Origin of the sequence: Cupriavidus basilensis, assembly GCF_000876015.1 — a bacterium.
GTDB classification, from domain to species: Bacteria; Pseudomonadota; Gammaproteobacteria; order Burkholderiales; family Burkholderiaceae; genus Cupriavidus; species Cupriavidus basilensis_B.
Genome location: NZ_BBQM01000003.1, coordinates 139,100 through 148,540 on the forward strand (window position 1 = coordinate 139,100; position 9,441 = coordinate 148,540).

The window sequence follows — 9,441 nt, forward strand, 5'->3', positions numbered from 1 at the left end:
CGGCCTGGTGCCGTGGGTCCCGTCTGATATTGCCTGGCTTTGCCTGGTATCGCGGGCCTCTGGCTTGGTCTTCGCGTGCCCCTTTGTAGAGACAATGCACGCTGTGGCGCAGGTTACGAGACAGCCGGCGAATCTTTCACCCCCCGTTCAGGGGGTATGCCGCGGGGATGCGGCAGCTTTGCCTCCGGTTGTGATCGGCGGCTAACCCGGAGGTTGGGTAAGACGGCGCCCAAAACGCGCAAAACGGTAGTTGCGTTCAGGTAAAATGCCGAATTTCCCCGATTTTCGCTCTCTTCCACATCGCCATGACCTCTGTCCTGCGTCTTTCCGATCTCATCTCCCAAGGCAAAATCGCCGGCAAGCGTGTCTTTATCCGCGCCGACCTGAACGTGCCCCAGGATGACGCCGGCCACATCACCGAAGACACCCGCATCCGCGCCTCGGTGCCGGCCATCGAGGCCTGCCTGGCCGCCGGCGCCGCGGTGATGGTGACTTCGCACCTGGGCCGCCCGACCGAGGGCGAGTTCAAGCCCGAGGATTCGCTGGCGCCGGTGGCCGCGCGCCTGTCCGAACTGCTGGGCAAGCCGGTCAGGCTCGTGCAGGACTGGGTCGACGGCACCGGCGAGGTCAGCCAGGTCAAGCCCGGCGAAGTGGTGCTGCTGGAAAACTGCCGCGTCAACAAGGGCGAGAAGAAGAACAGCGACGAACTCGCGCAGAAGATGGCGCGGCTGTGCGACGTCTACGTCAACGACGCGTTCGGCACCGCCCACCGCGCCGAGGCCACCACGCACGGCATCGCCAAGTACGCGCCGGTGGCCTGCGCCGGCCCGCTGCTGGCGGCCGAGATCGACGCGCTGGGCAAGGCGCTGGGCCAGCCGGCGCGGCCGCTGGTGGCCATCGTCGCCGGCTCCAAGGTCTCGACCAAGCTGACCATCCTCAAGACGCTGGCCGACAAGGTCGACAATCTGGTCGTCGGCGGCGGCATCGCCAACACCTTCATGCTGGCCGCCGGCCTGAAGATCGGCAAGTCGCTGGCCGAGCCGGACCTGGTGGCCGACGCGCGCGCCATCATCGAGCTGATGGCCGCGCGCGGCGCCTCGGTGCCCATTCCCGTCGACGTGGTGTGCGCCAAGGCATTCAGCGCCACCGCCGCGGCCACCGTCAAGGACGCCGCGGACGTGGCCGACGACGACATGATCCTGGACATCGGCCCGAAGACCGCGCAGATGCTGGCCGGGCAGCTCAAGGCCGCCGGCACCATCGTGTGGAACGGCCCGGTCGGCGTGTTCGAGTTCGACCAGTTCGGCAACGGCACGAAGGTGCTGGCCGGCGCCATCGCCGAGTCGAAGGCGTTCTCCATCGCCGGCGGCGGCGACACGCTGGCGGCCATCGCCAAGTACAACATCGCCGACCGCGTGGGCTACATCTCCACCGGCGGCGGCGCGTTCCTGGAATTCCTCGAGGGCAAGAAGCTGCCGGCCTTCGAAGTGCTGGAGCAGCGCGCGGCAGGCTGAGCCGGCACGCGCCGCGCGCCGCGCGGCGCCTGTGATGACGCCGCCGGTGCCCATCCACGAGATGGCGCCGGCGGCCCGACCATGCTGGACCGCGCGGCCACCGGACCGGGCCGGCCACAAGCCAAGGAAACAGTGTTCATGACCCGCTCGACCAAGATCGTCGCCACCATCGGCCCCGCCTCCAGCACGCTGGAGGTGCTCACGCGCATGATCGCGGCGGGCGTGGACGTGGTGCGCCTGAACTTTTCCCACGGCACGGCCCAGGACCATCTCGAGCGCGCCCGCCTGGTGCGCGAGGCGGCCCAGGCGTGCGGGCGCGAGGTCGCCATCATGGCCGATCTGCAGGGCCCCAAGATCCGCGTGGGCAAGTTCGAGCAGGGCAAGATCACGCTCAAGGCCGGCGACCCGTTCGTCCTCGACGCGACCTGCGCGCTCGGCAACCAGGAGCGCGCCGGCCTCGACTACGAAGACCTGCCGCGCGACGTCGGCCCGGGCGACCTGCTGCTGCTCAACGACGGCCTGATCGTGCTGGTGGTCGAGCGCGTGTTCGGCCACGAGATCTTCACCACCGTGAAGATCGGCGGCGAGCTGTCCAACAACAAGGGCATCAACCGCCAGGGCGGCGGCCTGTCGGCGCCGGCGCTGACCGCCAAGGACATGGACGACATCAAGACCGCGATGGCGCTGGGCGCGGACTATGTGGCGGTGAGCTTCCCCAAGAACGCCACCGACATGGAAATGGCGCGCCAGCTGGCCGCCGTGGCCGGCCAGCCGCACCAGCACAAGACCCGCATGATCGCCAAGATCGAGCGCGCCGAGGCGATCCGCCCGGGCGTGCTGGAAGAGATCCTGCAGGCGTGCGACGGCATCATGGTGGCGCGCGGCGATCTCGCCGTGGAAGTGGGCAACGCCGCGGTGCCGGCGCTGCAAAAGCGCATGATCCGGCTCGCGCGCGAGGCCAACAAGCTGACCATCACCGCCACCCAGATGATGGAGAGCATGATTGTCAACCCGGTGCCGACGCGCGCCGAGGTCTCGGACGTGGCCAACGCCGTGCTGGACGGCACCGACGCCGTGATGCTGTCGGCCGAGACCGCCGCCGGGCGCTACCCCGTGGAAACCGTGGAGGCGATGGCCGCGGTGTGCGTGGAAGCCGAGAAATCCGAGGTGGTGCAGCTCGACACCGATTTCCTCAACCAGACCTTCGCCCGCATCGACCAGTCGATCGCGATGGGTGCGCTGTTCACCGCCTATCATTTGCAGGTGAAGGCCATCGCCGCGCTGACCGATTCCGGCGCCACCGCGCTGTGGATGAGCCGGCACCGCATCCACGTGCCGATCTACGCCATGACGCCCAACCTGGCCTCGCAGCGCAAGATGCAGCTCTACCGCAACGTGGTGGCGCTGCCGCTGGAAGCCAGCACCGACCGCGACACCGCGCTGGAGCAGGCCGAGGAGCTGCTGCTGGCGCGCGGCGTGGTGCAGCGCGGCGACTTCATCGTGCTCACCATCGGCGAGCCGATGGGCCAGCCCGGCGGCACCAACACGCTGAAGATCGTCAGGGTCGGCGCCTGATGCCGGGGTCTGTGTCTTGCCGAGCGGAAGGGCAGGCGGGCGCCCGCGACAATACGAATACGAAGAACCGAGCGAAATACCGAGACACCCCATTTTTTCTTTAGGAGTTTTGACATGCCACTCGTATCGATGCGCCAGCTGCTCGACCACGCCGCCGAAAACGGCTACGGCCTGCCGGCCTTCAACGTCAACAACCTGGAACAGGTCCAGGCCATCATGCAGGCCGCCGACGAAGTCAACGCGCCGGTGATCATGCAGGCCTCGGCCGGCGCGCGCAAGTACGCGGGCGAGCACTTCCTGCGCCACCTGATCGAAGCCGCGGTGGAGGCCTACCCGCACATCCCGGTGGTGATGCACCAGGACCACGGCCAGTCGCCGGCGGTCTGCCAGGCCGCCATCGACCTGGGCTTTTCCTCGGTGATGATGGACGGCTCGCTGCGCGAGGACGGCAAGACCCCGTCCGACTATGAGTACAACATCGACGTGACCCGCAAGGTGGTGCAGCTCTCGCACGCCATCGGCGTGACCGTCGAAGGCGAGCTCGGCTGCCTGGGCTCGCTCGAGACCGGCGAGGCCGGCGAGGAAGACGGCATCGGCGCCGAAGGCAAGCTCGACCACTCCATGCTGCTGACCGACCCCGAGCAGGCCGCCGACTTCGTCAAGGCCACCCAGCTCGACGCGCTGGCCATCGCCATTGGCACCTCGCACGGCGCCTACAAGTTCACGCGCAAGCCCACCGGCGACATCCTGGCGATCGACCGCATCAAGGAAATCCACGCGCGCATCCCCAACACCCATCTGGTGATGCACGGCTCGTCCTCGGTGCCGCAGGAACTGCTCGAGGAAATCCGCAAGTTCGGCGGCGACATGAAGGAAACCTACGGCGTGCCGGTCGAGGAAATCCAGGAAGCGATCAAGTTCGGCGTGCGCAAGATCAACATCGACACCGACATCCGCCTGGCCATGACCGGCGCGATCCGCCGCTTCTTCGCCGAGAACCCGAGCAAGTTCGACCCGCGCGAATACCTCAAGCCGGCCCGCGAAGCGGCCAAGCTGGTGTGCAAGGCGCGCTACGTCGCGTTCGGCTGCGAAGGCCAGGCCTCGAAGATCAAGCCGGTCTCGCTCGACGCGATCGCCCAGCAGTACAAGTCGGGCGCGCTCGCGCAGGTCGTGCAGTAAATTGCAGTCCGCGCCGCCGGCACGCCGGCGGCGCCAACGTATGCCCTGCGTCTCCGGCCGGGTCCCCGGCGCGGGGGCCGCCGGGGACGACGCTTTTCCAGGCCGCGCGCCTGGCGCCGCGTTTTATCGGAACCACCATGTCCAACGCCCTTTATCAGTCCTCCATCACTTCGCTGCCGCTGCTCGGCCACGGCAAGGTCCGCGACAACTACGCCGTCGGCGACGACAAGCTGCTGATCGTCACCTCCGACCGCCTGTCCGCGTTCGACGTCATCCTGGGCGAGCCGATTCCCGGCAAGGGCCGCGTGCTCAACCAGATGGCCAATTTCTGGTTCAAGAAGCTGGCCCACATCGTGCCGAACCACGAGACCGGCGTGACCGCCGAAAGCGTGGTGAGCCCGGCCGAGGTCGAGCAGGTCAGGGGCCGCGCCGTGGTGGTCAAGCGCCTCAAGCCGATCCTGGTCGAAGCCGTGGTGCGCGGCTACCTGGCCGGCAGCGGCTGGAAGGACTACCAGGCCACCGGCAGCGTGTGCGGCATCGCGCTGCCCGCCGGCCTGCAGAACGCGCAGAAGCTGCCCGAGCCGATCTTCACCCCGGCCGCCAAGGCCGAGATGGGCGAGCACGACGAGAACATCTCGTTCGGCGAAGTCGAGACCCGCATCGGCGTGGACCTCGCGCGCCAGATGCGCGACATCTCGATCCGCCTGTACAAGGAAGCGGCCGACTACGCCGCCACGCGCGGCATCATCATCGCCGACACCAAGTTCGAGTTCGGCCTGGACGACAACGGCACGCTGACGCTGATGGACGAGGTGCTGACCGCGGATTCGTCGCGCTTCTGGCCGGCGGACTCGTACCAGGTCGGCACCAACCCGCCGTCGTTCGACAAGCAGTTCGTGCGCGACTGGCTCGAAGCCGTGCGCATCGACGGCAAGCCCTGGCCCAAGACCGCGCCGGCGCCCAAGCTGCCCGAAGACGTGATCGAGAAGACCGCCGCCAAGTACCGCGAGGCGCTGACGCGGCTGACGGGCGAGGAATTGCAGTAATTTGGGGAGGCGCCGCGCCGCTTGCCAGCCCCGTCCTCTCCCCGTCCTCTCCCCGGCCCCTCTGCCGCGGGCGGGAGAGGGGAGCAAACCGCCGAGAGGCGTGACCCGGCGCGGCAAAGCGTGCCGGACGGATTCATAAGGATTTGACGTGAGCAATACAGCCAAGCCGCTGGTCGGCGTCGTGATGGGCAGCAGTTCCGACTGGGACGTGATGCAGAACGCGGTGGCCATGCTGAAGGACTTCGGCGTGGCCTTCGAGGCGCGCGTGGTCTCGGCCCACCGCATGGCCGACGAGATGTTCGAGTACGCCGCCAGCGCGCGCGCGCGCGGCCTGCGCGCGATCATCGCCGGCGCCGGCGGCGCCGCGCACCTGCCCGGCATGATCGCCGCCAAGACCATCGTGCCGGTGTTCGGCGTGCCGGTGCCGTCCAAGTACCTGCGCGGCGAGGACTCGCTGCTGTCGATCGTGCAGATGCCGAAGGGCGTGCCGGTCGCCACCTTCGCCATCGGCGAGGCCGGCGCCGCCAACGCCGCGCTGCATGCCATCGCCACGCTGGCCACCACCGACGACGCGCTGGCCGCGGCGCTCGAGGCGTTCCGCGCCCGCCAGACCGAGGCGGCGCGCGCGATGACGCTGCCGGTCTGAGCCGCGCCATGCCGAAAACCAAGCCATCGGCGCCGGTCCGGCCGCCGGCCCGCGGCGAACTGGTGCGGGCGGTCGTGCTGGCGGTGGCCGGCACCCTGCTGTTCTGGTACGGCATGGGCTTCCTCGGCGGCGCCGGCGCCGAGCCGGACGCGGCCACGCGGGCAAGCTGGTCCTACCAGACCTTCGGCCGCGACGGCCCGAGCATGGCCATCGCCGCGGTCGGCATGATCATGCTGCTGGCCGGCGTGCGCATGGGCAAGCGCTACTGGCTGAAGTCGCGCGGCCACCGCTGACGCGCCCCGCCTGCCGTTGCCGCCTCTGTCCCCGTTTTCGCTCCCGGCCCCGTTGCCATCGGCGCCCGAAGTGCCCATGATGCTGGTGGTACTGGTGTAGCGCCCCGTTTTCCAAAATTCGTTTCAGGAGGCCTGCGTGCCCACCGACATCCATCCCCATCTGGTCGAAGCCCACACGCCGGAATCGCGCGCCGAGTTCGGCATCGACAATCCCAGCGCGCCCATCCTGCCCGGCGCCTGGCTCGGCGTGCTCGGCGGCGGCCAGCTCGGCCGCATGTTCGCGCACGCCGCCCAGGCGATGGGCTACAAGGTGTGCGTGCTCGACCCCGACCAGGACAGCCCGGCCGGCACCATCGCCGAGAAGCACATCTGCGCGCCCTACGTCGACGAGGCCGCGTTGGCCGAGATGGGCGCGCTGTGCGCGGCCGTGACCACCGAGTTCGAGAACGTGCCCTCGCTCTCGCTGGACCGGCTCGAGCAGCTCGGCGCGTTCGTCGCGCCGCGCGGCTACTGCGTGTCGATCGCGCAGAACCGCATCGGCGAGAAGAAGTTCTTCGCCTCGTGCGCCGAGCGCACCGGCGTGCCCACCGCGCCGCACTGGGTGATCCAGCACGACGCCGACGTCGACCAGGTGCCCGAGGGGCTGCTGCCCGGCATCCTCAAGACCGCGCGCATGGGCTACGACGGCAAGGGCCAGGCCCGCGTCAAGACGCGCGAGGACGTGCGCGCCGCGTGGCGCGCCATGCAGCGCGTGCCGTGCGTGCTGGAAAAGATGCTGCCGCTGGCCTACGAGGTCTCGGTGCTGGCCGCGCGCGCCGCCGACGGCAGCACCGCCACCTGGCCGCTGGCCGAGAACGTGCACCGCGACGGCATCCTGTTCGCCACCACCATGCCGTCGACCAGCGTCTCCGACGACATCGCCGACCGCGCGCGCGCGGCGGCCGCCACCATCGCCACCGAGATGGGCTACGTGGGCGTGCTGTGCATCGAGTTCTTCGTGCTGACCGACGGCTCGCTGGTCGCCAACGAGATGGCGCCGCGCCCGCACAACTCCGGCCACATCACGATGGACGCCTGCGAAACCAGCCAGTTCGAGCAGCAGGTGCGCGCGATGGCGCGCCTGCCGCTGGGCAGCACGCGCCAGCACTCGGCCGGCAAGATGCTCAACCTGCTCGGCGACGCCTGGTTCGAGTTCGGCCTCGAGCGCACGCCGGCGTGGGACGCGGTGCTGGGCCAGCCCGGCGCCAAGCTGCACCTGTACGGCAAGAGCGACGCGCGCCCCTCGCGCAAGATGGGCCACGTCAACTGCGTGGGCGGCGAGGCGGCCGATGCCGCGCGCAGCTTCGACGCCGCGCTGGCCGCGCTGCACATCGAGCCCTGACGCCACTGCTGCCACTGCTGCGACTGCCGCCGCCGTTCCCACCACTTCAGAGACTTGCCGATGTCGCGCATGCCCACCTCCGCCGAACTTGACCAGGCGGCCCGACTGCTGGAAGCCGGCCAGCTGGTCGCCTTTCCCACCGAGACCGTCTACGGCCTCGGCGCCGACGCGGAGAACCCCGAGGCGATCGCGCGCATCTACGCCGCCAAGGGCCGGCCCTCGAACCATCCCATCATCGTGCACGTGGTGGACGGCGGCGACATCAGCTACTGGGTCGACGACGTGCCGCCCGCCGCGCAGGACCTGATCGATGCCTTCTGGCCCGGCCCGCTCACGCTGATCCTCAAGCGCGCCGCGCACATCCCCGCGGCGGTGGCGGGCGGGCAGGACAGCATCGGCCTGCGCTGCCCCTCGCATCCGGTGGCGCAGGCGCTGCTGGCGCGCTTCAAGCGCGGCCGCGGCGGCATCGCCGCGCCGTCGGCCAACAAGTTCGGCCAGGTCAGCCCGACCACCGCCCAGCACGTGCGCGACGAATTCGGCGACAGCGTGTTCGTGCTCGAAGGCGACGGCGTGGAGGTCGGCATCGAATCCACCATCGTCGACCTGTCGCGGCTGGAGCAGGGCATCGGCCCGGTGCTGCTGCGTCCCGGCGCGATCACCGCGGCGATGATGGCGCCGGTGCTGGGCGCCATGCCGCTGCCGCCGGACGCCGCCGCGCCGCGCGCGTCGGGCACGCTCAAGGCGCACTACGCGCCGCACACGCCGCTGGCGCTGTCGTCGATGGCCGATTTGCCGGCGGTGCTGGCGGACCTGCCCGCCGACGCCAGCGTGGCCTGGGTCGGCAACCGGGCTGCGGCCGATCCGCGTTGTGTGTGGGTGCCGGCGCCGGACAGCGCCGAGGCTTATGCGCGGGAGTTGTATCGCCTGCTGCGCAGGCTGGATCGGGAGGGGTATGCGTTATTGGTGGTGGAGGCCTTGCCGGCGGGGCATGAGTGGGATGGGGTTAGGGATCGGCTGCAGCGGGCGGCTGCGGCGTTTGAGTGAGGGGGATTTGGTTTTTTGGGGTTTGGCTTCAAAGGCAAAGGCTTTCGCTTCAAAGGCTTTAGAAGCTTAAAGTCAAAGGCTTAAAGTCAAAGTCAAAGTCAAAGTCAAAGTCAAAGTCAAAGTCAAAGTCAAAGTCAAAGTCAAAGTCAAAGTCAAAGTCAAAGTCAAAGTCAAAGTCAAAGTCAAAGTCAAAGTCAAAGTCAAAGTCAAAGTCAAAGTCAAAGGCTTAAAGTCAAAGGCTTTCGCGCCCCCGGCGCGACCTACTTTCTTTTGTCCGAAAAGAAAGTAGGCCAAGAAAGCGGACTGCCTGGCCGGCAGGGGCAGAAACGTTGGGGTTTCCCTTGTGGGTGGTTTCGTCGTGGGGCTTGCGGTTCTGCTGGCATCCTGCCGTTACCGGTTCGGCTCGCCACGAACTTGCTGGCGGTGGTGGTTACGGGGTCAGACCTATGATGGCGGGTGCACTGCTGATTCGGGCATCTGCCGTTACCGGCGCGAGCCACCACGACATAGCACCCTCGTGGTTTCGTGGTGGGCGTGGTGGACCCCGCGCGGGTGCGTTGGGTTGTTGGAGCCGGGATTGCTTTTCAACTGTTCGGCACCGCGCTCGAACAGGGGCCACCGCGCCCACCACGAAACCCGTATCGCCCCTATGCCGTGTGCATCCGCCCCGGTCGCGGCAGCAGCCCGAAGGGCCTGGACCTTCGCCATCATGCAGCGCCACCACGAATCGCACACCACCCGAGAGAACGTGGCCACCAAAACC

8 protein-coding genes are annotated in these 9,441 nt (G+C 68.5%); all 8 read left to right on the forward strand.

From position 1 onward, the window contains the following. The first annotated feature begins 305 nt into the window (after positions 1 to 305). The 8 genes from KF708C_RS02155 to KF708C_RS02190 all read left to right on the forward strand — a co-directional run bounded on the left by KF708C_RS02155 (position 306) and on the right by KF708C_RS02190 (position 8,678). Positions 306 to 1,514, forward strand: a complete 1,209-nt coding sequence (locus KF708C_RS02155) for a phosphoglycerate kinase (RefSeq protein ID WP_059410599.1) — start codon at positions 306 to 308, stop codon at positions 1,512 to 1,514. A gap of 138 nt (positions 1,515 to 1,652) precedes the next feature. Next, a complete protein-coding gene (pyk, locus tag KF708C_RS02160; RefSeq protein WP_020204425.1) occupies positions 1,653 to 3,089 on the forward strand; it encodes a pyruvate kinase in 1,437 nt (478 codons plus the stop codon). A 114-nt stretch (positions 3,090 to 3,203) separates the two neighbouring features. Next, positions 3,204 to 4,268, forward strand: a complete 1,065-nt coding sequence (gene fba, locus KF708C_RS02165) for a class II fructose-bisphosphate aldolase (protein ID WP_029043902.1) — start codon at positions 3,204 to 3,206, stop codon at positions 4,266 to 4,268. Between the two features lie 137 nt (positions 4,269 to 4,405). Next, positions 4,406 to 5,314: a phosphoribosylaminoimidazolesuccinocarboxamide synthase gene (locus KF708C_RS02170; protein WP_020204427.1), complete on the forward strand. Its 909-nt coding sequence runs from the start codon at positions 4,406 to 4,408 to the stop codon at positions 5,312 to 5,314. 148 nt (positions 5,315 to 5,462) lie between these two features. Next, positions 5,463 to 5,960, forward strand: a complete 498-nt coding sequence (gene purE / locus KF708C_RS02175; protein ID WP_020204428.1) for a 5-(carboxyamino)imidazole ribonucleotide mutase — start codon at positions 5,463 to 5,465, stop codon at positions 5,958 to 5,960. Between the two features lie 8 nt (positions 5,961 to 5,968). After that, a complete protein-coding gene (locus KF708C_RS02180; protein WP_059410600.1) occupies positions 5,969 to 6,253 on the forward strand; it encodes a hypothetical protein in 285 nt (94 codons plus the stop codon). Positions 6,254 to 6,389: 136 nt separating this feature from the next. After that, positions 6,390 to 7,634 carry a 5-(carboxyamino)imidazole ribonucleotide synthase gene (locus KF708C_RS02185; RefSeq protein WP_020204430.1) on the forward strand — a complete coding sequence of 415 codons (1,245 nt, stop codon included), beginning with the start codon at positions 6,390 to 6,392 and terminating at the stop codon, positions 7,632 to 7,634. A 60-nt stretch (positions 7,635 to 7,694) separates the two neighbouring features. After that, positions 7,695 to 8,678, forward strand: a complete 984-nt coding sequence (locus KF708C_RS02190) for an L-threonylcarbamoyladenylate synthase (protein ID WP_059410601.1) — start codon at positions 7,695 to 7,697, stop codon at positions 8,676 to 8,678. Positions 8,679 to 9,441 lie beyond the last annotated feature (763 nt).

Coding starts and splice junctions, on each gene's coding strand:
- KF708C_RS02190 (WP_059410601.1), top strand. CDS start 7,695: ATGTCGCGCATGCCCACCTCCGCCGAACTTGACCAGGCGGCCCGACTG.
- fba (WP_029043902.1), top strand. CDS start 3,204: ATGCCACTCGTATCGATGCGCCAGCTGCTCGACCACGCCGCCGAAAAC.
- KF708C_RS02180 (WP_059410600.1), top strand. CDS start 5,969: ATGCCGAAAACCAAGCCATCGGCGCCGGTCCGGCCGCCGGCCCGCGGC.
- pyk (WP_020204425.1), top strand. CDS start 1,653: ATGACCCGCTCGACCAAGATCGTCGCCACCATCGGCCCCGCCTCCAGC.
- KF708C_RS02170 (WP_020204427.1), top strand. CDS start 4,406: ATGTCCAACGCCCTTTATCAGTCCTCCATCACTTCGCTGCCGCTGCTC.
- KF708C_RS02155 (WP_059410599.1), top strand. CDS start 306: ATGACCTCTGTCCTGCGTCTTTCCGATCTCATCTCCCAAGGCAAAATC.